Below are 23,951 nucleotides of genomic sequence, written 5' to 3'. Positions count from 1 at the left end.
TGTCAACTGCTATTTGTCGACTGTCGGCTCTTTTAAATTTCTGTTGTTTTCTCTTTTAACCAGGCTTTTTCCTCTTCGTTCAGATGCGGGCTTAACAAATCGTATACCATCTGGTGATATTTATTTATCCAGGCACGTTCCCTGACGGACAGCATCGGTACCATAATCAATTTTGTATCGATATAACATAAAGTCAGGGTATCGAAGCCATAGAACTTGCCATATTCCGTTTCGCTGTCTTCGCGGATCAGGATCATGTTCTCAGTGCGGATACCATATTCGCCGGTGCGGTACATGGCCGGTTCGTCGCTCATCACCATACCCGGCTTCAGCGGAACTGGATTCTCTTCCATACGGATACTCTGCGGCCCTTCGTGTACATTCAGGCAATGTCCGATACCGTGACAGGTTCCGTGGAGATAATTGATACCTGCATCCCACAACGCTTTGCGCGCAAGCACATCGAGCAGGCAACCGCGGATACCGGCCGGGAATTTGCACTTGGCAATTCCGATCATGCCTTTCAGCGTACGGGTAAAGTCTTTTTTCATCTGTTCGGTCGGTTCGCCCAGAGCAACCGTACGGGTTATGTCGGTCGTTCCGTCCAGGTATTGTGCGCCCGAGTCCATCAGGAGCAGACTTTCCGGTTTCAGTTCAACGTCGGTTTCGGGAGTCGGGGCGTAATGAACGATCGCACCGTGTCCGGCATATCCGGTGATCGATTCAAAGCTGTCCATAATGTACTGTGGTTGCTCTGCGCGCAGGGCGGTCAGGCGGGCAGAAGCGTCGAGTTCAGTCACTTTTTCACCAGCGGCTAATTTCCTTTCCAGCCAGATGTAGAAACGGGTTAATGCGATACCGTCTTTTACGGTCGCATTGCGGAATCCTTTTATTTCGGTTTCGTTCTTAATACTTTTCAGATGGTTTGCCGGGGTGATGCCTTCAATGATGGTGCATCCTTTCGGCAGCGCATTGTAAAGGGCAATGTTGGTTTTTGCCGGGTCGATAAATACGCGGCTGTTTTCCGGAAGACGGGAGAGGTATTTTTGTATCATCGTATAGTCGGCTAGTACGACACCCTCTTTTTTCAGGTTTCCGGCCGCGTCGGCAGTGATCTTTTTCGGATCGATGAAAAGTACGCTTTCGTCTTCGGAGATAAAGGCATAGCTGATAACGACCGGGTTGTAAGTCACGTCCGTACCCCGGATATTGAATGTCCAGGCTACTTCGTCAAGCGCAGCAAGGATACCGCAGTCGGCCCCTTCCTTACGTAGCAGGTTGTTTATCTCATCCAGCTTTTCATGGACAGCCTTACCGCTCAGTTCGACCGGCATTTCAAATAACGGGTTACCCGGGACGGCCGGCCTGTCTTTCCATATCAGGTCGATCAGGTCGTAGGATGTCTCCAGTTTGATGTCTTTCCGTTTCAGTACTTTTTCCAGTTTGCCGGCATCGGCCACACTGTAAGTCAGGCCGTCTGTACCGACCGTTTGTCCGCTTTGTAACTCATGGAGTAGAAATTCAGGAATAGTCGGAGTTTCCGGCAAAGCCATTTTATATAGTTCTATGCCTGATCCTTCCAGCTGTATACCCGCCTGCAGGAAATAGCGCGAGTCTGTCCATAAGCCGGCTTTGTCTGCCGTGACCACCACTGTGCCGGCGGATCCGTCGAAACCGGATATCCATCCGCGAGATTTCCAGCGGTCGGCCGGATATTCGCTCAGGTGTGGATCGGAACTGGGGATAATATAAGCATCGATTTTCTTTTCTTTCATTACCTCCCTCAGGGCGGCAATACGTTCAGGAATATTTGTTTTCATCGCATTACTGTTTAGTCAACGTTACTATTCGCAAAGTTAATAAATTATTGGGAAAGGCCCGCGTATTCAGGCTGCTTTTAGTAGAAAATGTGATGTTTTTCCGAATTCTGTTTTTTGAAAGAATAAATTATGTAATTTGTTGTATATTTGCGCTTTAAATCAATGTTTGTTTGTGTCGTGAATAGAGTGACAGATATCGTGAACGATCTTACTGACGATCTTCTGACGATGAAAGGGTTTTATTTGTCTTTGAATTTCAATCGTTTATTAGGACTTTATGAAAGTTTCCCGAACGCTCTTCGAACGATCTCTTGAACGCTCTCTTTAATATAATAAGATTAATATATTATAAAGACATAAAGAGAAGTTGATTTTTTTAGAAAACAAATTGCAAATGTAGTATAGTAGTGTTGGAGTGCCGGCAAGGTAGAGTTGTCATTTTGTTATAGTAGTGTCGGGGGATGAGACTATTGAGGTAGCTCCTGGGTTTTAAAGAAGAATGAACTTGAAGAAAATGAGTGAAAAGAATATTACAGATTTGAAAACAGTGCGTCTCAGCGAGGATGCTGATTCCGTTGTTATTTTGGATCAGACCCAATTGCCGGAAAAAGAGGTCTACTTATCCCTTTACAGTGCAGAGGATATTTGGGACGCTATTTATAAATTAAAGGTTCGTGGTGCTCCTGCTATCGGAGTGTCTGCCGCCTATGGTATTTATGTATGCAGTCAACAGATCGAAGCTACCGGTTTTGATGACTTTTATAAAGAATTTAAACGAATAAAGGAGTATCTGGCCTCCTCCCGGCCGACAGCTGTTAATTTAGTGGCTGCATTGAATCGGATGGAGAAAGTCGTGCTGGATAATCGCTTGGAAGATATTTCGGAACTTGTCCGGTTATTGCATAAAGAATCGCAGGCTATTCGTGAGGAAGATGCTGCTGCATGCCGCAGGATAGGAGAGAACTGCCTGTCGCTATTAAAGCCGGGCATGGGATTACTGACGCATTGTAATGCCGGTCATCTGGCCGTTTCCGAGTATGGTACCGCACTGGCACCGATATATCTGGGGCAGGAGAGGGGGTACGACTTCAAGGTCTTTGCAGATGAAACACGTCCTTTGCTGCAGGGGGGCCGTCTGACGGCTTACGAATTGCAAAGGTCGGGGGTGGATGTGACGCTGATCTGCGATAATATGGCTTCTTCCGTTATGCAGAAAGGGTGGGTACAGGCAGTGGTGGTAGGCTGCGACCGTATTGCGATGAATGGAGATGTGGCGAACAAGATCGGGACTTCTGGTGTCGCTATTCTGGCTCGTCATTACGGCATCCCTTTCTATGTGTTGGGACCTACTTCTACTATTGATAAGCAATGTCCTGACGGGCAATCGATTGTGATAGAAGAGCGAGCTCCGGAAGAGGTGTCGGAGATGTGGTATACCCATAGAATGGCACCGCGCGACATTAAGATTTTCAATCCGGCATTTGACGTAACTTCCCATGATCTGATTTCTGCGATCATTACCGAAAAAGGGATTGCTTACCCTCCGTTTACGGATAGTCTTAGCTACTAGCAAGCAGAGGTTCTGAGTGTTAATGCATTGGTGGAAAAAGAAAAAATACGAATTATTGTCGGAAAGTTTTGCTAATAACGAAAGAATCAGTAATTTTGCTGCCCATTTTGAGGATGTAATTAAAAACAATATAATAAATTAAATTATGATCGTAGTTCCATTGAAAGAAGGCGAAAACATTGAAAAAGCGCTGAAGAAGTTTAAAAGAAAGTTCGAAAAAACAGGAGTAGTAAAGGAATTGAGAAGCCGTCAGGCATTCATTAAACCTTCTGTTGCAAAGAGAAAGCAGAACATGCGTGCTGTTTACGTTCAGCAATTGCAGCAGGTAGAAGAATAAATATCTTACCAAACTTGTTTTATTGAATTCTTATTCCTATTTTCGTTGCATAAAAGTTGATGCAACGCAGATATGTTGATAGATTCATTTTTAGATTATCTTCGGTATGAAAGGAATTACTCCAATTATACGATAGGGGCTTATTCAAAAGATTTGCGCCAGTTCGAAGATTATGTGAAAAGGTATAAGGAAGGCATATTTGATCCGGTGGATGTCGATGCGGATTTAGTGAGAGGATGGGTCGTTTCTTTAATGGACGAGAAGCTTTCACCAGTGTCGGTCAACCGGAAATTAAGTTCTTTGAAGTCTTTTTTTAAATTCCTTATGAAGCAGGGAAGCATCTCTGTTAATCCATTGCGGTTAATAACCGGACCGAAAACGAAGAAGCCGTTGCCTTATTTTATTAAAGATAAGGAAATGGAACTTTTGTTGGATGGTGATGGATTCGGTGAGGATTTTGAAGGTGTAAGGAATCGTCTGATGCTGGAAATGCTTTACGATACAGGTATACGTCGTTCGGAGTTGATAGGAATGAGAGATTCCGATGTCGATTGCGGGACGATGCAGATCCGGGTAACGGGAAAGCGTAACAAGCAACGGTTGATCCCATTTGCAGAAGGGTTAAAAAACTTAATAGAAGCATACACTGAAGTTCGAAATCGTGAAGTTGGTTCGGAGAGCGGATGGTTTTTCGTAAGAAAAAACGGGGAGCAATTATCTGTATCTATTGTTTATACTATAGTAAAAGATAAGTTGTCGGAAATCCCAACATTGGCGAAACGTAGCCCTCATGTATTGAGACATTCGTTTGCAACAAGTATGTTGAACAATGGTGCAGAGTTGAATGCTGTGAAAGAGATACTTGGACACAGCAGCTTGGCTTCGACCAGCGTTTACACACATACAACCTTTGAGGAATTAAAAAAAGTGTATCATGCTCATCCAAGAGCGAAAAAAGAAGGAGGTTAATTATGGACATTAGAATTCAAGCAATCCATTTTGACGCAACAGATCAGTTAGAAGCGTTTATTCAGAAGAAAGTTAGTAAGTTGGAGCAATACTTCGACGGCATAATATTAGCAGAGGTGACATTAAAGGTTGTAAAGCCTGAATCAGCAAAGAATAAAGAAGCGGCTGTGCGTCTTATAATAAAGAATGGAGATTGTTTTGCAGAGAAAATAAACGATTCTTTTGAAGCGTCTATTGACGAATGCGTCGAAGCATTGGAAAAACAATTAGTTAAATTCAAGGAAAAAATCAGAGCCAAATAAAAAAAACGGTAGATAAATTTGGTATGTAAGAAATAATATCTAAATTTGCAGCCGTTTCGCCCACTCGACGAAACGGCTTCTTTTAGAAAAGAAGGCTTGCCTCTTTAGCTCAGTTGGCCAGAGCACGTGATTTGTAATCTCGGGGTCGTTGGTTCGAATCCGACAAGAGGCTCAAAAAGAAAAGTTTTTGACATATTGGGCAGTTACCAGAGTGGCCAAATGGGGCTGACTGTAACTCAGCTGTCTTTCGACTTCGGTGGTTCGAATCCATCACTGCCCACTACTAAAGAACAATTCAAAGCGAGAATTGGTTCGTGAAAGAATTAAAATTGCGGAAGTAGCTCAGTTGATAGAGCATTAGCCTTCCAAGCTGAGGGTCGCGGGTTTGAGCCCCGTCTTCCGCTCTTTTTATTTCGCCTGTGTAGCTCAGCGGTAGAGCACTTCCTTGGTAAGGAAGAGGTCCCGAGTTCAAGTCTCGGCACCGGCTCATAAGATGAATTTTAGAACATGATCATTAATCAAATAAAGAACAATTAAGTTATGGCAAAAGAGAAATTTGACAGATCGAAACCACATGTGAACATTGGTACGATTGGTCACGTTGACCACGGTAAAACAACTTTGACAGCTGCTATCACAACAGTATTGGCAAAGAGAGGTCTTTCAGAACTGCGTTCATTCGATTCTATCGACAACGCTCCTGAAGAAAAAGAAAGAGGTATTACTATTAACACTTCTCACGTAGAGTATCAGACTGCAAATCGTCACTATGCTCACGTAGACTGTCCGGGTCACGCCGACTACGTAAAGAACATGGTAACTGGTGCTGCTCAGATGGACGGTGCTATCATCGTAGTTGCTGCAACTGATGGTCCTATGCCTCAGACTCGCGAACACATCCTGTTGGCTCGTCAGGTAAACGTACCGAGACTGGTTGTATTTATGAACAAATGCGACATGGTTGACGACGAAGAAATGTTGGAATTGGTTGAAATGGAAATGAGAGAGCTTCTTTCTTTCTATCAGTTCGACGGTGACAACACTCCTGTAATCCGCGGTTCTGCTCTGGGAGCATTGAACGGTGATGAAAAATGGGAAGAAAAAGTAATGGAACTGATGGAAGCTTGCGATACTTGGATTCCGCTGCCTCCGCGTGAAGTTGACAAACCTTTCTTGATGCCGGTTGAAGACGTGTTCTCTATTACTGGTCGTGGTACTGTTGCTACCGGTCGTATCGAAACAGGTATCGTAAAAGTTGGTGAAGAAGTTCAGATCATCGGTCTGGGTGCTGACGGTAAGAAATCTGTTGTAACAGGTGTGGAAATGTTCCGCAAACTGTTGGATCAGGGTGAAGCTGGTGACAACGTAGGTCTGTTGCTGCGTGGTATCGACAAAAACGAAATCAAACGTGGTATGGTTATTTGCCATCCGGGACAGGTTAAAGAACACTCTCACTTCAAGGCTGAGGTTTATATCCTTAAGAAAGAAGAAGGTGGTCGTCACACTCCGTTCCACAACAAATACCGTCCTCAGTTCTACATCCGTACATTGGACGTAACAGGTGAAATTACTCTTCCGGAAGGAACTGAAATGGTTATGCCTGGTGATAACGTAACAATCGACGTTGAACTGATCTACCCGGTAGCTTGTAACGTAGGTCTTCGTTTCGCTATCCGCGAAGGTGGACGTACAGTAGGTGCTGGTCAGATTACAGAATTGATCGACTAATATTAAGACAATACTTATAGCCAGTCTTATATAAGAGACTGGCTATTTTACGGAAGTAGCTCAGTTGGTAGAGCACTGGTCTCCAAAACCAGGTGTCGGGAGTTCGAGCCTCTCCTTCCGTGCAAAAAATCTATAGATTCGATGAAAAAGATAATTACTTATATTAAGGAATCTTATAACGAACTTGTTTATAAAGTTTCTTGGCCTACTAGAACAGAGCTTTCCAATAGTGCTGTGGTTGTTATGTTTGCTTCCCTTATAATCGCGGCAGTAATCTTTGTTGTTGACTTAGGCTTTGAGAGCGTAATGCGTTTCTTCTACGAGAAAATCTTTTAATCAGTTTTAGATATGTCTGATATCCAGAAAAAATTTTATGTTCTGCGCGCCATTAGTGGTAAGGAGAATAAGGTAAGAGAATATCTAGAGGCTGAATTGAAGAATACAGACTTGGGTGAGTATGTCAACCAGGTTCTGATTCCTACGGAGAAAACTTTTACGGTGCGTAATGGTAAGAAGGTGATGAAAGAAAGAGCTTATTTGCCGGGTTACGTATTGGTAGAAGCTGCATTGGTTGGAGAAGTTGCTCATCGATTAAGAAACATTCCCAATGTGATCGGATTTTTGGGTGGGTCTGATAACCCGGTCCCGTTGCGTCCTTCTGAAGTGAGTCGTATTTTAGGTACGGTTGATGAACTGCAGGATCAACAGGAAGAACTGGATATCCAATTCTATGTTGGTGAGAGTGTGAAAATCACCTTTGGACCGTTCAGTGGTTTTACAGGTGTGATCGAAGAAGTCAACGCCGAGAAAAAGAAACTTAAAGTGATGGTTAAAGTCTTCGGACGTAAGACACCGCTTGAGTTGGGTTATATGCAAGTTGAGAAGGAGTAACGCTTTTGTTACGAAAAGTGTTTTCTTTCTGTTATTGATGTTATATATCTAAATTTTAGAAAAATGGCTAAAGAAGTTGCTGGACAAATCAAATTGCAGATTAAAGGAGGAGCAGCAAACCCTTCTCCCCCAGTAGGACCTGCCTTAGGTTCTAAGGGTATTAATATTATGGAGTTTTGCAAGCAATTTAATGCCAGAACCCAAGACAAGGCTGGTAAGATATTACCTGTGGTAATTACTTACTATGCTGATAAGTCTTTCGACTTTGTCGTTAAAACCCCTCCTGTTGCTATCCAGTTGTTGGAAGCATCCAAACAGAAGAGTGGTTCTGCAGAGCCGAATCGTAAGAAGATTGCTGAAATCTCTTGGGATCAGGTAAAGACTATCGCAGAAGACAAAATTGTCGACTTGAACTGCTTTACTGTTGAAGCTGCCATGAGAATGGTTGCCGGAACAGCCAGAAGTATGGGTATCACTGTTAAAGGGACATTCCCGGGTAATAATTAATAAACTTCAATTGAAATGAGTAAACTGACAAAAAATCAAAAGTTGGCTTTGGGCAAGATTGAAGCTGGGAAAGCATATACATTAAAAGAAGCATCTGAACTGGTAAAGGAAATTACTACTTCAAAGTTTGATGCATCTGTAGATGTGGATGTCCGTTTAGGTGTTGACCCCCGTAAGGCCAATCAAATGGTTAGAGGCGTGGTTTCACTGCCTCACGGAACTGGTAAACAAGTTAGGGTTCTCGCATTATGTACACCAGACAAGGAAGCTGAAGCAACTGCTGCTGGAGCTGACTATGTTGGCTTGGATGAGTATATTGACAAAATTAAAGGTGGTTGGACTGATATTGACGTAATCATCACTATGCCTTCTATCATGGGTAAAATCGGTGCTCTGGGTAGAGTGTTAGGCCCTCGTGGTTTGATGCCTAATCCTAAAAGCGGTACGGTTACCAATGAAATCGGCAACGCAGTGAAGGATGTTAAGCAAGGTAAGATCGACTTTAAGGTAGACAAAACCGGTATCGTTCATACATCAATCGGAAAGGTATCTTTCAATGCCGATCAGATTCGTGATAACGCTAAGGAATTTATTTCAACTCTTTTGAAGTTGAAACCGTCTGCAGCTAAAGGTACATATATAAAGAGCATTTATCTTTCTAGTACAATGAGCGCGGGTATTAAAATTGACCCGAAATCAGTTGAAGAAAACTAATTTAAAATTATTGCACAATGAAAAAGGAAGATAAAGGCATAGTAATAAGCCAGCTTACAGAAACTGTAAAAGAATATCCTAATTTCTATTTGACTGATATCGAAGCATTGAATGCTGAGAAAACAAGCAAATTGAGAAGAGAATGTTTCAAGCAGGAAGTAAAGTTGGTTGTTGTTAAGAACAACTTGCTTAAAAAAGCACTGGAAAACGTAGAGGGGGATTTCTCTCAGTTACAGGTTGCTTTAAAGGGCAATACAGCTGTTATGTTCTCACATACAGCTAATGCTCCTGCTCGTCTGATCAAAGAATTTACTAAAGGTGCAAAAAAGGATGAGGTTGCAAAACCTTTGTTGAAGGCTGCCTATGTTCAGGAAAGTTTCTACATTGGTGCTGAAAACCTGGAAGCCCTTGTAAATATCAAGAGCAAAAACGAACTTATCGGCGACGTTATTGCATTGTTGCAATCTCCGGCGAAGAACGTTATCTCTGCTCTTCAGTCATCAGGACAAACTATCCATGGTCTGTTGAAGACTTTGGAAGAAAGATAATATTTTAATTTTATACAGTAAACAATCATTTAAATCATACAAAAATGGCAGATTTGAAAGCTTTTGCAGAACAATTAGTAAACCTGACCGTAAAAGAAGTTAGCGAACTGGCTACAATCCTTAAAGAAGAATATGGTATCGAACCTGCAGCTGCAGCTGTTGCTGTTGCTGGTCCTGCTGCTGGTGGCGCTGCTGCTGCAGAAGAAGAAAAGACTTCTTTCGATGTTATCTTGAAAGCAGCTGGTGCTAATAAATTAGCTGTTGTTAAGGCAGTAAAAGAATTGACAGGTCTTGGCTTGAAAGAAGCTAAAGATTTAGTTGACGGTGCACCTAGCGCAATCAAAGAAGGAATCGCTAAAGCTGATGCTGAAGGATTAAAGAAGAGCTTGGAAGAAGCTGGAGCTGAAGTTGAGCTTAAATAGTATTTATAACCTGGTTTCCAGGTGATTTGGTTAAGAGTCTCCCTTAAAGGAGATTCTTAACCTTTTTGTGTCTATAATTTCAATAAGTTCAATAAATTCCTTACTAGATGTCTTCAACAGCTGAAAACCAAAGAGTTAATTTTGCTTCGATTAAGAATCAGTTTCCGTATCCGGACTTTCTCGAAGTTCAATTGAAGTCATTCCAAGACTTTCTTCAACTTGACACACCTCCTGAAAAGAGAAAGAAGGAGGGATTGTACAAGGTATTTGCAGAGAATTTTCCGATTGCAGATACCAGAAACAATTTTGTGTTGGAGTTCTTAGATTACTATATAGATCCGCCCCGCTATACGATCGACGAATGTATTGCCCGCGGATTAACCTATAGTGTGCCTTTAAAAGCAAAGTTAAAACTATATTGTACGGATCCGGATCACGAAGATTTCGATACTGTAATCCAGGACGTATATTTAGGCCCGATCCCTTATATGACGGAACGTGGTACTTTCGTTATAAATGGTGCTGAGCGTGTTGTTGTTTCACAGTTACACCGTTCTCCGGGTGTGTTCTTCGGTCAGAGTACACATGCCAACGGAACAAAATTGTATTCAGCACGTATCATTCCGTTTAAAGGCTCATGGATCGAATTTGCAACAGACATCAATAACGTGATGTATGCTTATATCGACCGTAAAAAGAAATTACCTGTAACCACCCTTTTAAGAGCTATTGGTTTTGAAGGCGATAGAGACATTCTTGAAATCTTTAATCTGGCAGAAGAAGTAAAAGTTTCGAAGGCTAACCTGAAGAAACTGATCGGTCGTAAGCTGGCTGCCCGCGTGTTGAAAACATGGGTGGAAGATTTCGTGGATGAAGATACCGGCGAAGTTGTTTCTATTGAACGTAATGACGTTATCATCGACCGTGAATCGGTTTTGGATAGCGACAATATTGAAGCTATTCTGGAATCTGGAACGCAGAATGTATTATTACATCGTGAAGACCAGAACCTTTCAGATTATGCAATCATCTATAATACGCTTCAGAAAGACCCCAGTAACTCTGAAAAAGAGGCAGTCTTGTATATTTACCGTCAGTTGCGTAACGCAGAACCTGCAGACGAAGCAAGTGCCCGTGAAGTTATACAGAACCTTTTCTTCTCTGAAAAGCGTTATGATTTAGGTGAAGTAGGCCGTTACAGAATTAATAAGAAGTTGAACCTTACTACCAGTGATGATGTAAAGGTTTTAACGAAAGAAGATATAATCGAGATCATCAAGTATCTGATCGAGTTGATCAACTCGAAAGCGATCGTCGATGATATCGACCACTTAAGTAACCGTCGTGTACGTACAGTAGGTGAACAGTTATACAACCAGTTCGGTATCGGTCTGGCTCGTATGTCACGTACCGTTCGTGAACGTATGAACGTTCGCGACAACGAAGTGTTTACTCCGATCGACTTGATTAACGCGAAGACTATCTCTTCTGTGGTTAATTCATTTTTCGGTACAAATGCTTTGTCACAGTTTATGGACCAGACAAACCCGTTGGCTGAGATTACTCACAAACGTCGTCTGTCTGCCCTTGGACCGGGTGGTTTGTCAAGAGAACGTGCCGGATTCGAGGTTCGTGACGTTCACTATACTCACTATGGTCGTCTTTGTCCGATTGAAACACCTGAAGGACCAAACATCGGTTTGATCTCTTCTCTGTGTGTATACGCAAAGATCAATGACCTGGGATTCATTTCTACTCCGTACCGTAATGTGGTGGATGGTAAAGTGGACTTTTCGGAAGAGAGTCTGCAATATTACACGGCAGAGGAAGAAGAGGAAATGACAATCGCACAGGGTAATGCTCCGTTGGACGATGAAGGTAAATTTATTCTTGACAGGGTTAAAGCTCGTTTCGAAGCAGACTTCCCTGTTGTTCCGCCTTCTGAAATCGACTTGATGGACGTGGCTCCGCAGCAGATTGCTTCAATTGCCGCATCTTTGATTCCGTTTCTGGAACATGACGATGCTAACCGTGCGTTGATGGGATCTAACATGATGCGCCAGGCAGTTCCTTTGTTGCGTACGGATGCTCCGATCGTCGGTACTGGTATCGAGGCACAGGTTGCCCGCGATTCACGTACCCAGATCATGGCTGAACGTGACGGTGAAATTGTTTTTGTCGATGCAACTTGTATCAAGATCAAATACGACCGTAGCGAAGACGAAGACTTTGTAAGCTTCGAAGATGCTATCAAGACGTATGTTATTCCGAAATGGCGTAAAACGAACCAGAGTACGACCGTCGACCTTCGTCCGATCTGTCATCGTGGACAGCGTGTGAAGGCTGGTGATATCCTGACTGAAGGTTATTCTACCCAGAAGGGTGAATTGGCTTTGGGACGTAACGTGAAAGTGGCTTACATGCCTTGGAAGGGTTACAACTATGAGGATGCTATCGTACTGAACGAACGTATGGTTCGTGAAGACTTCTTTACTTCTGTTCACGTGGATGAGTATATCCTTGAAGTACGTGAAACGAAGCGTGGTATGGAAGAGCTGACATCTGACATTCCTAACGTAAGCGAAGAAGCTACCAAGGATTTGGATGAAAGAGGTATCGTTCGTGTGGGTGCCCGTATCGAACCGGGTGATATCCTGATCGGTAAGATTACTCCGAAGGGTGAATCGGATCCTTCTCCTGAAGAAAAATTGTTGCGTGCAATCTTCGGTGATAAGGCAGGTGATGTAAAGGATGCTTCACTGAAAGCTACTCCGTCTCTTCGTGGTGTTGTTATCGATACTGCTTTATTCTCTAAAGCTGTTAAGAAACGTAAGTCAAGATTGACAGACAAGGCTATTCTTCCGAAGTTGGATGAAGAATACGAAATGAAGATGGCCGACCTGAAAAATCTGTTGGTAGAGAAATTATTAACTCTTACTAACGGTAAGGTTTCTCAGGGTGTCAAAGACTATATGAATACAGAAGTGATTGCGAAGGGAGCCAAGTTCTCTCGTAAAGCACTGGAAGATCTGGATTATAATGCTGTTCAGGTAAGTAAATGGACTGCCGATGCTGATAAGAACGAACTTATCAAGCAGGTTATCCTGAACTATCTGAAGAAATATAAAGAACTGGATGCTGAACTGAGACGTAAGAAATTCGATCTTACTATTGGGGATGAACTGCCTACGGGTATTGTTCAGATGGCAAAAGTTTATATTGCTAAGAAACGTAAGATTCAGGTGGGTGATAAGATGGCCGGTCGTCACGGTAACAAGGGTATTGTTTCCAAGATCGTTCGTCAGGAAGATATGCCGTTCCTGGAAGACGGAACTCCGGTTGATATCTGTTTGAACCCGCTGGGTGTGCCTTCCCGTATGAACCTGGGACAGATCTTTGAAGCTGTATTGGGTTGGGCAGGTAGAACAATGGATGTTAAGTTTGCGACTCCGATTTTCGACGGTGCATCTTTGGATGACCTGAATGAAATGACTGACAAAGCCGGTATTCCCCGGTATGGTAAGTCTTACCTGTATGATGGTGGAACCGGTGAGCGTTTCGACCAGCCGGCAACAGTAGGTGTTACTTACTTCCTGAAGTTGGGTCACATGGTTGACGATAAGATGCACGCCCGTTCAATCGGTCCGTACTCTCTGATTACTCAGCAGCCTCTGGGTGGTAAAGCTCAGTTTGGTGGTCAGCGTTTCGGAGAGATGGAAGTTTGGGCACTGGAAGCTTTCGGTGCCGCACATGTTCTTCAGGAAATCCTTACTATTAAGTCTGACGACGTTGTAGGACGTTCTAAAGCTTACGAGGCTATTGTAAAAGGTGATCCGATGCCACAACCGGGTATTCCGGAATCTCTGAATGTATTGCTTCACGAGCTGCGAGGTTTAGGTTTAAGCTTTACTCTGGATTAATTCAACAACAATATAAGTAGGTGAGTTTCGGCTCATCTACTTTATCTATTGATAACTCTTTATAAATAAACAATATGGCTTTTAGAAAAGAAAACAAGATAAAGAGTAACTTTTCAAAAATAACCATCGGTCTGGCTTCTCCTGAAGAGATTCTTGAAAACTCTAGCGGTGAAGTTTTGAAACCGGAAACGATTAACTATCGTACGTACAAACCTGAACGTGACGGTCTTTTCTGCGAACGTATCTTCGGTCCGATCAAGGATTACGAGTGCCATTGCGGAAAATACAAACGTATCCGTTATAAAGGTATTGTCTGCGATCGTTGCGGGGTAGAAGTTACAGAGAAGAAAGTGCGTCGCGAACGTATGGGACATATCCATTTGGTTGTTCCTGTCGCTCATATCTGGTATTTCCGTTCTCTACCCAACAAAATCGGGTATCTGTTAGGCTTGCCTACCAAGAAACTGGATTCTATCATTTACTATGAACGTTATGTGGTTATTCAGCCGGGTTGTGTAGACACTGTTGCTGAATTAGACTTGCTTTCAGAAGAAGAATACCTGCAGATCCTGGATAACCTGCCAAAGGAAAACCAGATGCTGGAAGATACGGATCCTAACAAGTTCATCGCAAAGATCGGTGCTGAAGCCGTTTATGATTTGCTGGCTCGTCTGGACCTGGATTCTTTGTCTTACGAACTGCGTCACCGTGCAAGTACGGACGGTTCACAGCAACGTAAGAACGAAGCTTTGAAACGTTTGCAGGTGGTTGAATCTTTCCGTGCATCCAGAGGTCGTAACAAACCGGAATGGATGATCGTGAAGGTTGTTCCCGTTATTCCTCCTGAACTGCGTCCGTTGGTTCCGCTGGATGGTGGACGTTTCGCAACCTCTGACTTGAATGATTTGTATCGTCGTGTTATTATCCGTAATAACCGTCTGAAACGATTAATCGATATTAAGGCTCCGGAAGTGATCTTACGTAATGAAAAACGTATGCTTCAGGAAGCTGTGGACTCTCTGTTCGACAACTCTCGTAAATCGAGTGCTGTTAAGACAGACGCTAACCGTCCGTTGAAGTCACTGTCCGACAGTTTGAAAGGTAAACAAGGTCGTTTCCGTCAGAACTTGTTGGGTAAACGTGTTGACTACTCTGCCCGTTCGGTTATCGTTGTAGGTCCGGAATTAAAGATGCACGAGTGCGGTCTGCCGAAGAATATGGCTGCCGAACTTTATAAACCTTTCGTTATCCGTAAATTGATCGAACGTGGTATCGTTAAAACGGTTAAGTCTGCTAAGAAGATTGTTGACCGTAAAGAACCGGTTGTTTGGGATATCCTGGAATATGTAATGAAAGGTCACCCTGTGTTGCTGAACCGTGCACCGACACTGCACCGTTTGGGTATCCAGGCGTTCCAGCCGAAACTGATCGAAGGTAAGGCTATCCAGTTGCACCCGTTGGCTTGTACGGCATTCAACGCCGACTTCGACGGTGACCAGATGGCTGTTCACTTGCCTTTAGGAAATGAGGCTGTATTGGAAGCACAGATGTTGATGCTTGCTTCCCACAACATTTTGAATCCGGCTAACGGTGCGCCTATTACCGTTCCTTCTCAGGACATGGTACTTGGTTTGTACTATATTACCAAAATGCGCCCAGGCACATTGGGAGAAGGTTTAGTATTCTACGGACCGGAAGAAGCAACTATTGCATACAATGAAAAGAAAGTGGATATCCATGCTCCGATCAAAGTGTATGTAGAGGATGTGAATGAAAATGGTGAGATCGTTAAGGTATTGACTGAAACATCGGTAGGTCGTTTGATGGTTAACGAATTCGTTCCTGCTGAAGTTGGTTATATCAATGAAGTGCTTGGTAAGAAATCTCTTCGTGATATCATTGGTAAAGTAATTAAGACTTGCGGTGTTGCCCGTACGGCTCAGTTCCTGGATGATATCAAGAACTTAGGATATTACATGGCATTTAAGGGAGGTCTGTCGTTCAACTTGGCCGACGTACTTATCCCGCCTGAAAAAGACGAACTGGTTAAAGAAGGTTATGATGAAGTGGAACAGATCCTGGCTAACTATAGCATGGGTTTCATTACCTTCAACGAACGTTACAACCAGATTATCGATACCTGGACACATGTCAACAGTAAGTTGTCTAATATCCTGATGAAGCAGTTAACTGCTGATAACGATGGATTCAACTCTGTATACATGATGATGGACTCCGGAGCCCGTGGTTCTAAGGAACAGATCCGTCAGTTGTCTGGTATGCGTGGTTTGATGGCAAAACCGCAGAAGAGTGGTGCTGAAGGTGGACAGATCATTGAAAACCCGATCCTTTCAAACTTTAAAGAAGGTTTGTCTGTGTTGGAGTACTTTATCTCTACTCACGGTGCTCGTAAAGGTTTGGCCGATACCGCTTTGAAAACTGCCGATGCTGGTTACCTGACTCGTCGTCTGGTAGACGTATCGCATGATGTGATTATTAATGAAGAAGACTGTGGTACATTGCGTGGTCTGATTTGTACAGAACTGAAGAATAACGAAGAAGTGATTGCTTCTCTGTACGAACGTATACTTGGCCGTGTTTCAGTACATGATATCCAGCATCCGCTTACCGGTGAACTGATTGTTTCTGCCGGTGAAGAGATCCGTGAAGATGCAGCTAAGATGATTCAGGATTCTCCGATCGAAAGTGTGGAGATTCGTTCGGTACTTACCTGTGAATCGAAGAAAGGTGTTTGTGCTAAGTGTTACGGACGTAACCTGGCAACCGGACGTATGGTTCAGAGAGGTGAGGTGGTAGGTGTTATCGCTGCCCAGTCTATCGGTGAGCCGGGTACACAGTTGACACTGCGTACATTCCACGTCGGTGGTATCGCTTCTAACATCGCAACAGAAAACAGTATTACATCTAAATACGATGGTATCCTGGAAATTGACGAACTGCGTGCAGTAGAAGCTGACGATACAACTGCCGGAAAGAAATATCAGGTTGTTGTAAGCCGTCTGGCTGAAATGCGTATCGTTGATCCGAATACAAAGATTGTATTACTGACTCATAATATCCCTTACGGTTCTAAGTTGTTCTTCAATAACGGAGATAAGATCACTAAGGGTGACGTAATCATCGAATGGGACCCGTTCAATGCGGTTATCGTATCGGAAGTTTCCGGTAAGATCGAATTTGAAAGCGTAGTAGAAGGTGTTACTTACAAAGTGGAAAGTGACGAAACTACAGGTTTGAAAGAAAAGATCATTATCGAATCTAAAGATAAAACAAAAGCTCCGGCTGCTCATATCGTAGATGAAAACGGAAATTACCTAAAGAACTATTCATTGCCTTTGGGTGCTCACGTTGTCAAAGAGAATGGCGATCCGGTTAAGGCTGGTGAGGTTCTGGTTAAGATTCCGCGTGCAGTTGGTAAGGCTGGTGATATCACTGGAGGTCTTCCCCGTGTTACTGAGCTGTTTGAAGCTCGTAACCCGTCTAACCCGGCTGTCGTTTCTGAAATCGACGGTGAGGTTGGCTTCGGTAAGATCAAACGTGGTAACCGGGAGATCACTGTAACTTCTAAACTGGGTGAAGTGAAGAAGTACATGGTGCCTCTGTCAAAACAGCTTTTGGTTCAGGAAAACGACTATATCCGTGCAGGTATGCCGTTGTCTGATGGAGCAACTACTCCTTCTGATATCCTTGCTATCAAAGGTCCGACAGCCGTTCAGGAATATATCGTGAATGAAGTGCAGGACGTTTACCGTCTGCAGGGTGTGAAGATCAATGACAAACACTTCGAAGTTATCGTTCGTCAGATGATGCGTAAGGTAGAAGTGGTTGATCCGGGAGATACTCGCTTCTTGGAGCAGCAGATCGTTGATAAGCTGGAAGTTATGGATGAAAATGATCGTATCTGGGGCAAGAAAGTTGTCATGGATCCGGGAGATTCTCAGACACTCCAGGCAGGTCAGATCGTAACAGCCCGTAAGTTGAGAGATGAAAACAGTATGTTGAAACGTCGTGACATGAAGCTTGTAGAAGTTCGTGACGCAGTTCCTGCTACTGCAAACCAGATCCTTCAGGGTATTACACGTGCTGCATTGCAGACAAACAGCTTTATGTCAGCGGCTTCTTTCCAGGAAACAACGAAAGTGTTGAACGAAGCTGCTATCAATGGAAAGGTAGACCGTCTGGAAGGCTTAAAAGAAAATGTTATCTGCGGTCACTTGATCCCGGCAGGTACAGGTCAGAGAGACTTCGACAAACTGGTTGTTGGTGCTAAAGATGAATTCGAGCGTATTTTTGCAAATCGTAAGAACGTAGTCGATTTTAACGCTATGGATAAAGACGACGAGTAATATACTTCTCACACAATAAAAAGGGCTTCCGAAAATCAATTCGGAAGCCTTTTTGTTTTAGCTAATTTGGTTAATCAAGGCATAACCTTTACTTTTGTAGATAGACTTTATAATTAAATATACCAAGTATCATGAAAAAGATTCTGTTAAGCTTTTTGTCACTTTTATTATCGGTGAGTTTTTTATCCGCCAAACAACCGGATGCCCCTTTAAATGTAATGACTTTTAATATACGTATGGATACAAAAGAAGACGGGGCTAACCAATGGAGTAATCGTAAAGATCTGGCTGCCGATCTGGTTAAATTCCATAGTGTTGATCTTTTTGGTGCCCAGGAGGTGCTGAATCATCAGTTGAATGACCTTCTGACGCGTTTGCCGGAATATGCTTATATTGGTGTTGGCCGTGAAGACGGTAAGACTAAAGGAGAATATGCTGCGATATTTTACAAAAAGGATCGTTTTGTTCTGGAAGATAGTGGTAATTTCTGGTTGGCGGAAGATATCAATGCTGTGGGCAAGAAAGGCTGGGATGCAGCCTGTGAGCGTGTTGCTACTTGGGGAATCTTCAAGGATAAGGAATCCGGAAAGAAATTTTTCTTCTTGAATACCCATTTGGATCATATGGGGAAGGTTGCACGTCATGAGGGAGCTTCCTTAGTTTTAGATGAAGCCCATAAATTGGCTAAAGGACTTCCGGTAATCGTTACAGGTGATTTCAATGCAACACCGGACGATGATCCGATTAAGGTGTTGACAGATAAAAATGATCCTCGTCATATCACACATTCACGTGAAATCGCTTCTTTGAAATATGGTCCGGAGTGGACATTCCATGATTATGGGCGTATACCGAATGAAAAAAGAGAATGGATCGATTATATTTTTGTAAAAGGAGACATTAAGGTATTGCGTAACGGTGTTCTTACCGATACATTAAATAATCTTTATCCTTCGGATCACTGTCCGGTTATGGCTACTTTGATCATTCAATAGAAAAGATGAACTGTTGTAAATGCATGTCTTTATAATAATCACATTTACAACAGTTTTTATATGTGTTTTATTTTGTTAATTATTGAAGTAATATTAGTTAATGAGTTCTTTGTGCTTGGAGTTTTTTTGTACAGTTTGTATCTTTGCATTGTTCAAAATGTATTAATATGCATCTGAACAGAAAACCTTAGCCTAAAAGTCAGGATAATAAATATTAAACACAATAAGGTATTTTTTTTTTACATTGGTCTAAAGAATTGAGAATTAAAAACACAACTGGAAAAGAGCCGCCTGTGAAGGTGGCTCTTTTTATTTGCAATATATTTCATGAAACCCTCTTATATCTGTATATTTGTGCCCGATTTGTTAAACATAAAACATAAAAGAAATGGAAAACGATAACAAGCAATCTAATGAGATACAGGTAGAGCTGTCTGAAGAAATGGCACAAGGTACTTATGCTAATCTGGCTATTATTTCACATTCAACATCCGAGTTTATACTGGACTTTATCCGTGTTGTTCCCGGTGTACCTAAGGCACAGGTGAAGAGCCGCGTGATCCTGACACCGGATAATGCAAAACGTTTATTTTTTGCTTTGCAGGATAATCTGGCAAAATATGAAGAACAGTTGAAGGGGGGAAACAAGACTGCTAATTTTGAAGACTTTATTCCTCCTATGGGTGGGGTTCAGGGAGAAGCATAAGATATTTCAACCTTTTACCGATAACAAAAAAGGATTGTTTCCAATCAGGGAACAATCCTTTTTTAATTTTTTAAACTTGCGTTGTCTTACTCCATCTTCTTGTTGATAACAATATGGCCGATGTAACCTAAAATAATAACTCCTAGACCTGTCAGAAGGATAGTATTTGTTATACCTCCGCTAATAGCCGGTACTGCAAGAATGATTACACCGATCAGGAGTACGATTACCCCAAGATATTTGACTAATTCGTTCATGGTTATAGATGTTTTTATAATTATTTTCTTTTCTACCGCAAATAAAGTAATAATAACCCGATTGCAAAAATATTTTAGAATAAAAATAATGAATCCTACAAATTTAGCTTCTATATTTGTAGTATCAACACAGTTATATATGATACGAATACTTTACTTGGTTTATTTATGGCTGATTTTTGTACCTGTATTTGTGGTGCTGACTATACTTACGGCCTTGACTGTTATTATAGGTTGCCTTTTGGGGGGTGAGAAGATATTTGCCTACTATCCGGGTATGATTTGGTCGAGACTAACCTGTTACCTGGCCCTTTGTCCGGTAAAAGTAAAAGGGCGGGAGAATATTGACCGTAAGCAATCTTATGTATTCGTTTCAAATCATCAGGGTGCGTTCGATATCTTTTTGATATATGGTTTCCTCGGTGTCCCTATCAAGTGGGTTATGAAGGCAGGTATAGGAAAGATTCCTTTTGTAGGAGCTGCCTGTCGGGCTGCCGGTTTTATCTTTGTAGATAATTCGACTTCCAAGGCTGCGGCCCGTAGTGTGAGGGAAGCTGAACGTTGTCTCAGGAACGGTGCTTCTGTGGTTGTCTTTCCCGAAGGTTCTCGTACATATACCGGAAAGATGATCCGTTTCAAAAAGGGAGCTTACCAAATGGCTCTCGACCAGCATTTGTCGGTTATTCCAATTACGTTGAACGGACCTTTTGATGTGTTGCCTATCGGGTCATTGAATGTGCACAGGCATAAGATGGAAATGATCATTCACCCCGCTATATCGACGAGTGACATGGATACATCTCATAAAGGAATGCAACAATTTGCCGATCATACACAAGAGATAATCGCTTCTGCTTTATGGGATAAATATAAATAGCGTTTATTTCCAGGCTTTCAGAATACCCGTTTTTGTTACGCCTAAGCTAAAGCCTACACTTTTCCCTAACATGGTTCCCGTGTCTGCTGCTACTGATCCGGAAAACTTCCATCCTTGCAGTTTAGGATGGGTATAATTGATATCGACCAGGCTGGATGTTCCGAATTTTTTATTCAGGAACGGGAAATATGAAGTTCCCCAACCATTCATCGTTGTGAACAGGATACGGTAGGAGAGTTGTGTATTAATATCCCCTTCCGCAGCGAAATGCCAGCTTTTAACACGGTTGTTTTTGAAACCTAGGGAACCGTTTGAATTATATTCGGGAGCAGGAATTAGCGGAGAACCTATTCCCCGGTTGAAGTAAGAGAATCCGGTTGTATATTCCCCGTTGTTGTAATAATCGTCGTTTCCTCCTCCACGTCCGCCTTGCCATTTGTCCCGGTCGAATATGATAAAGTGTATGGGACCGCTTTGGTTCATTGTTACGAGATATTCGGCAACCACTTTGTTTAGCCAGGGAAGGAAAGGCAAATCAAATTGCACTCCCCACAGACCGTCTGTTTTATTGGCAAACTCCATGCCGGACTTATCATTAAAATAATGTTGATAATAGACGTGAGCCGCCCAGTCTTTCTCTGTATAACTTAATTTGAAATCGTAAGAACCGTAATGACTTCCTAATACATTGATCTGGTCGGATTCCGTAGCATCGCTACCTCCTTTTTGTCCACAGATTACCCGAATCATGTCTTTGAATGATTGAGGCTGTTTTCCGATCTTCGGATTAGTGGAAGTCCCTCCCCATTGGGCAAAATGCTGGGCACCGAGAGTTAAGGATAAAGGAAAATCATTTTCTGTATCCTTGATACGGAGGAATAACGATTTATGATGCCATAAGACATTCTTTATATAGACTTGTTTGGTGTTAACGAAATCTTCCAGGTAATCGGTATCGAATGATCTACCAACCGCAAAATCTCCTTTTATCTGCAACCAACCTTTAGTTAAAGGCACTAATGTAAATTCCGGCATGCTTAAATTAACTTCCGGGATAGGCCGTGCATTTGTAGAATGGACCATATCACCGGAACTCAGATTCCGGTCCCATAGGGAGTTATATCTTTCTTTACTACCAAAGCTAAGCAATAGACTTTTGTATCCTATTTCCGCATAAGCCTGCTGGATGAATACATTACGATGGCGGGGTACGGCAGCAACAATATCGAGTCCGGCTCCCCAGCGAAAGCCTTTGCCGAAATGTTGGTTGTGGAATACTCCCGCATTCAATAAACCGTTACCTGCATCCAGGGGAACGATCCCATAACGGTTGCTTACCATCCAGAATGGTGTGTTGGAGCCAGTTGCAGCCGAACCGAACAATTCTGTTTTGTAAATTGTCGCTTCTGGAATGTCGGTTGTCTGGGAATAACTATAATTGGATATACCGAGTAAAATAGTTCCTGCTATTATAATATGTAAGGCTTTCATTCAATATACTTTTTGTCTGCAACAAAGGTAATGATTAAAATAATCTATCAGTCGGGAGATTTAAAAAAGAAGCTTAAGCATTATAAAAATACAAATATAATTGTATCTTTGCTTCCGTTCCTTGATTTACAACGTTTAATATGAATGGTAAACAGTTATTTTTGGAATTTCTAGAAAGCGAAAAGCATAGAATTTCATTATCTTTGGGGGAGTGTCAGCTTGACTCCAAGCCTTTGGGCAGAAATGAAGCTGGCATAGTCTTCAAGGGCCGAATGAATGGGAACGATGTTGCCCTGAAGTTTTTTCTATATAATGGGGACGATGCAGGAAAAGAAAAATGGTTAAGTAAACTTAAAGCTAAATACCTGGTAATATCGTTGCTTGAAACGAGGAATAATATTGTTCAATATGCAGACTTTGATATGATAACCGTGCAGGGACAGGAAATCCCTGTGTTGATAATGAAACTGTACAGATGTTCACTGGAAGAATACAGGAGCATCCTTTCTGTGGATTCTTTTCTTAAGTTATTCCATTTCCTTACTAATACCGTTCAGTTCCTGCATAGTATGGGGATTATACACGGTGCCATCACCCCGCGTAATATACTGGTTGACGATCATAATGATTTTGTGCTGACAGATATTGCGATGGCAGAGAATACAGATCCGGACTATTCAGATATAACCGCCATAGGAGAAATCCTGCGATGGTATGCTTTTGGTAATACGAATAGCGATGTAACTATCAGTAAGGTTTTTCCTGCTTTGAAATTCTATGATCGTATAGTAGAACGTTGTCTGACACGAGACTCCGGTCTGCGTTTTCATACGGTGGACGAGATGCTGGCATTCGTCGAGATCCAGAAGGAACGCGATCCGAACGATCTGTTGAAAGAGTTCAGTCTGATATGTCGTAAGAACTTTCCGAAAGAACTGCCCGAGTTTGTACACTGCTCGGACCAGAAGAAGATAAACAAACTGTTTTCCGAATTCGTCGAAAGAAAGGAATTCTTTGGAAGTAACCTTGTCTATTTTACAGATGTCGAGCGGAATATATTTTCTCCACAGCTATGCAAGAACGGTTATATCAAGTTCGACAATTCGGCCCAACTCCGTATCCTCGATATCTGGATACATAGCGATACCGATATGCGTAATGACTATATCCTTGTGCATCATTCCAATACATCCCCTGAAAAGGTTAACGGCAAAGATGTCTATCGTTGGGCTGTCTACGAGGATCGCACACTGATAACCTGGGAAGAGGCAATGAACGGATTTGCCGAGAGCGATGGCGATATAATTGCCCTCGACCATACAAAGATCGAGTTTTATAACCGGTTGCCCCGCGAAGGTTACTTTTTCATTACATTGAACCACCTGCATAGCCTGATCAATCCGGCCAATATCGGAACGTTACGGGACTACTTTTTCCGGTTTAGCTTTAGCTATGTCAACCGGTATATTCTTGAAGATATGAATAATCTGACGAAACAGCATGTGACGTCTCCCCGCAGAAAGTAAACGA

General features: G+C 42.5%; 20 protein-coding genes and 5 tRNA genes. 22 read left to right on the top strand and 3 right to left on the bottom strand.

From position 1 onward, the window contains the following. Window positions 1-32: 32 nt before the first annotated feature. Window positions 33-1,820, bottom strand: coding sequence for an aminopeptidase P family protein (locus M1P97_RS17220; RefSeq protein ID WP_249389702.1), 1,788 nt, complete (start codon window positions 1,818-1,820; stop codon window positions 33-35). 499 nt (window positions 1,821-2,319) lie between these two features. Between M1P97_RS17220 and mtnA the strand changes: the two genes are divergently transcribed. From mtnA to M1P97_RS17120, 20 genes are all read left to right on the top strand, one after another. Then, the gene (gene mtnA, locus M1P97_RS17215; RefSeq protein ID WP_229058579.1) at window positions 2,320-3,390 is read left to right on the top strand and encodes an S-methyl-5-thioribose-1-phosphate isomerase; all 1,071 of its coding nucleotides are present in this window, start codon (window positions 2,320-2,322) and stop codon (window positions 3,388-3,390) included. A 145-nt stretch (window positions 3,391-3,535) separates the two neighbouring features. Then, on the top strand, window positions 3,536-3,727 hold the full coding sequence (rpsU, locus tag M1P97_RS17210; RefSeq protein ID WP_075558761.1) for a 30S ribosomal protein S21: 192 nt from the start codon (window positions 3,536-3,538) through the stop codon (window positions 3,725-3,727). 72 nt (window positions 3,728-3,799) lie between these two features. Further along, window positions 3,800-4,696 carry a tyrosine-type recombinase/integrase gene (locus M1P97_RS17205; RefSeq protein WP_249389701.1) on the top strand — a complete coding sequence of 299 codons (897 nt, stop codon included), beginning with the start codon at window positions 3,800-3,802 and terminating at the stop codon, window positions 4,694-4,696. A 2-nt stretch (window positions 4,697-4,698) separates the two neighbouring features. Further along, window positions 4,699-4,998 carry a ribosome hibernation-promoting factor, HPF/YfiA family gene (gene hpf, locus M1P97_RS17200; protein WP_129732179.1) on the top strand — a complete coding sequence of 100 codons (300 nt, stop codon included), beginning with the start codon at window positions 4,699-4,701 and terminating at the stop codon, window positions 4,996-4,998. A gap of 98 nt (window positions 4,999-5,096) precedes the next feature. Further along, window positions 5,097-5,170 (top strand) — tRNA-Thr (locus M1P97_RS17195). Window positions 5,171-5,195: 25 nt separating this feature from the next. Continuing rightward, window positions 5,196-5,278 (top strand) — tRNA-Tyr (locus M1P97_RS17190). Window positions 5,279-5,329: 51 nt separating this feature from the next. Then, a tRNA-Gly gene (locus M1P97_RS17185) sits at window positions 5,330-5,402 on the top strand. Between the two features lie 11 nt (window positions 5,403-5,413). Continuing rightward, window positions 5,414-5,485 (top strand) — tRNA-Thr (locus tag M1P97_RS17180). A 53-nt stretch (window positions 5,486-5,538) separates the two neighbouring features. Next, window positions 5,539-6,726, top strand: coding sequence for an elongation factor Tu (tuf, locus tag M1P97_RS17175; RefSeq protein WP_195374069.1), 1,188 nt, complete (start codon window positions 5,539-5,541; stop codon window positions 6,724-6,726). A 49-nt stretch (window positions 6,727-6,775) separates the two neighbouring features. Then, window positions 6,776-6,848: transfer RNA gene (locus M1P97_RS17170), tRNA-Trp, on the top strand. 19 nt (window positions 6,849-6,867) lie between these two features. Then, window positions 6,868-7,062 carry a preprotein translocase subunit SecE gene (gene secE / locus M1P97_RS17165; RefSeq protein ID WP_007654183.1) on the top strand — a complete coding sequence of 65 codons (195 nt, stop codon included), beginning with the start codon at window positions 6,868-6,870 and terminating at the stop codon, window positions 7,060-7,062. Window positions 7,063-7,074: 12 nt separating this feature from the next. Beyond that, window positions 7,075-7,617: a transcription termination/antitermination protein NusG gene (nusG, locus tag M1P97_RS17160; protein ID WP_075558757.1), complete on the top strand. Its 543-nt coding sequence runs from the start codon at window positions 7,075-7,077 to the stop codon at window positions 7,615-7,617. Between the two features lie 63 nt (window positions 7,618-7,680). After that, window positions 7,681-8,124, top strand: coding sequence for a 50S ribosomal protein L11 (gene rplK, locus M1P97_RS17155; RefSeq protein WP_028726928.1), 444 nt, complete (start codon window positions 7,681-7,683; stop codon window positions 8,122-8,124). Between the two features lie 15 nt (window positions 8,125-8,139). Continuing rightward, on the top strand, window positions 8,140-8,838 hold the full coding sequence (rplA, locus tag M1P97_RS17150; RefSeq protein ID WP_195374068.1) for a 50S ribosomal protein L1: 699 nt from the start codon (window positions 8,140-8,142) through the stop codon (window positions 8,836-8,838). Between the two features lie 17 nt (window positions 8,839-8,855). Continuing rightward, window positions 8,856-9,386, top strand: a complete 531-nt coding sequence (rplJ, locus tag M1P97_RS17145; RefSeq protein ID WP_195374067.1) for a 50S ribosomal protein L10 — start codon at window positions 8,856-8,858, stop codon at window positions 9,384-9,386. A gap of 44 nt (window positions 9,387-9,430) precedes the next feature. Continuing rightward, window positions 9,431-9,808 (top strand): 50S ribosomal protein L7/L12, encoded by a 378-nt coding sequence (gene rplL / locus M1P97_RS17140; protein WP_075558754.1) that lies wholly within the window; start codon window positions 9,431-9,433, stop codon window positions 9,806-9,808. A 107-nt stretch (window positions 9,809-9,915) separates the two neighbouring features. Then, window positions 9,916-13,728: a DNA-directed RNA polymerase subunit beta gene (rpoB, locus tag M1P97_RS17135; protein ID WP_195374066.1), complete on the top strand. Its 3,813-nt coding sequence runs from the start codon at window positions 9,916-9,918 to the stop codon at window positions 13,726-13,728. A 74-nt stretch (window positions 13,729-13,802) separates the two neighbouring features. Further along, window positions 13,803-18,095, top strand: a complete 4,293-nt coding sequence (gene rpoC / locus M1P97_RS17130; RefSeq protein ID WP_195374065.1) for a DNA-directed RNA polymerase subunit beta' — start codon at window positions 13,803-13,805, stop codon at window positions 18,093-18,095. Between the two features lie 131 nt (window positions 18,096-18,226). Beyond that, entirely contained in the window at window positions 18,227-19,090 is an 864-nt protein-coding gene (locus M1P97_RS17125; protein WP_249389700.1) for an endonuclease/exonuclease/phosphatase family protein, read from the top strand. 388 nt (window positions 19,091-19,478) lie between these two features. Beyond that, window positions 19,479-19,796, top strand: coding sequence for a DUF3467 domain-containing protein (locus M1P97_RS17120; protein ID WP_195374063.1), 318 nt, complete (start codon window positions 19,479-19,481; stop codon window positions 19,794-19,796). 86 nt (window positions 19,797-19,882) lie between these two features. Here M1P97_RS17120 and M1P97_RS17115 read toward each other — a convergent pair whose 3' ends face one another. Beyond that, on the bottom strand, window positions 19,883-20,053 hold the full coding sequence (locus M1P97_RS17115) for a hypothetical protein (RefSeq protein WP_195374062.1): 171 nt from the start codon (window positions 20,051-20,053) through the stop codon (window positions 19,883-19,885). Between the two features lie 139 nt (window positions 20,054-20,192). Here M1P97_RS17115 and M1P97_RS17110 point away from each other — a divergent pair, with 139 nt between their 5' ends. After that, entirely contained in the window at window positions 20,193-20,930 is a 738-nt protein-coding gene (locus tag M1P97_RS17110) for a lysophospholipid acyltransferase family protein (protein ID WP_195374061.1), read from the top strand. A gap of 3 nt (window positions 20,931-20,933) precedes the next feature. Here the strand turns inward: M1P97_RS17110 and M1P97_RS17105 are convergent, their stop codons facing one another. Further along, the gene (locus M1P97_RS17105) at window positions 20,934-22,421 is read right to left on the bottom strand and encodes a capsule assembly Wzi family protein (RefSeq protein WP_195374060.1); all 1,488 of its coding nucleotides are present in this window, start codon (window positions 22,419-22,421) and stop codon (window positions 20,934-20,936) included. 140 nt (window positions 22,422-22,561) lie between these two features. Between M1P97_RS17105 and M1P97_RS17100 the strand changes: the two genes are divergently transcribed. Continuing rightward, complete coding sequence (locus tag M1P97_RS17100) at window positions 22,562-23,947, top strand: protein kinase domain-containing protein (protein ID WP_195374059.1); 1,386 nt, start codon at window positions 22,562-22,564, stop codon at window positions 23,945-23,947. Window positions 23,948-23,951 lie beyond the last annotated feature (4 nt).

It is taken from the genome of Parabacteroides leei (assembly GCF_023369805.1).
Classification (GTDB): domain Bacteria; phylum Bacteroidota; class Bacteroidia; order Bacteroidales; family Tannerellaceae; genus Parabacteroides; species Parabacteroides leei.
Note: the sequence above shows the minus strand (reverse complement) of the source record. Positions and strands in the feature narration are given on the sequence as shown.